The sequence below is a fragment of the Priestia sp. D3YE.R1 genome, assembly GCF_049199565.1.
Lineage (GTDB): Bacteria > Bacillota > Bacilli > Bacillales > Bacillaceae_H > Priestia > Priestia aryabhattai.
On record NZ_JBLTHW010000024.1, the window covers coordinates 1 to 675 of the forward strand.

6 tRNA genes are annotated in these 675 nt (G+C 51.6%); all 6 read left to right on the plus strand.

The window, feature by feature from the left end:
- The first annotated feature begins 41 nt into the window (after positions 1 to 41).
- The 6 genes from ACOZIR_RS28375 (at position 42) to ACOZIR_RS28400 (ending at position 670) form a co-directional block, all read left to right on the plus strand.
- Positions 42 to 116, plus strand: a tRNA-Gly gene (locus tag ACOZIR_RS28375).
- 6 nt (positions 117 to 122) lie between these two features.
- Positions 123 to 199, plus strand: a tRNA-Arg gene (locus ACOZIR_RS28380).
- Between the two features lie 4 nt (positions 200 to 203).
- A tRNA-Pro gene (locus tag ACOZIR_RS28385) sits at positions 204 to 280 on the plus strand.
- 5 nt (positions 281 to 285) lie between these two features.
- A tRNA-Ala gene (locus ACOZIR_RS28390) sits at positions 286 to 361 on the plus strand.
- Positions 362 to 473: 112 nt separating this feature from the next.
- A tRNA-Met gene (locus tag ACOZIR_RS28395) sits at positions 474 to 550 on the plus strand.
- 27 nt (positions 551 to 577) lie between these two features.
- Positions 578 to 670, plus strand: a tRNA-Ser gene (locus ACOZIR_RS28400).
- Positions 671 to 675 lie beyond the last annotated feature (5 nt).

Sequence of the window (675 nt, forward strand, 5' to 3'; positions counted from 1 at the left end):
GAGGGTCGAAGGTTCGAGTCCTTCATGGCTCATTTTAATAAGCGGAAGTAGTTCAGTGGTAGAACACCACCTTGCCAAGGTGGGGGTCGCGAGTTCGAACCTCGTCTTCCGCTCCATATAAAGCGCCCGTAGCTCAATTGGATAGAGCGTTTGACTACGGATCAAAAGGTTAGGGGTTCGACTCCTCTCGGGCGCGCCATAAACGGGAAGTAGCTCAGCTTGGTAGAGCACTTGGTTTGGGACCAAGGGGTCGCAGGTTCGAATCCTGTCTTCCCGACCATTTATGGGGCCTTAGCTCAGCTGGGAGAGCGCCTGCCTTGCACGCAGGAGGTCAGCGGTTCGATCCCGCTAGGCTCCACCAATTAAATTAAATAATTGTAACGAATAATATGGCGGTGTAGCTCAGCTGGCTAGAGCGTACGGTTCATACCCGTGAGGTCGTGGNTAAATTAAATAATTGTAACGAATAATATGGCGGTGTAGCTCAGCTGGCTAGAGCGTACGGTTCATACCCGTGAGGTCGTGGGTTCGACTCCCTCCGCCGCTACCATATAAGTTACATTTGTTATAAATATACGGAGGAATACCCAAGTCCGGCTGAAGGGATCGGTCTTGAAAACCGACAGGGGTGTTAAAGCCCGCGGGGGTTCGAATCCCTCTTCCTCCGCCATTTAT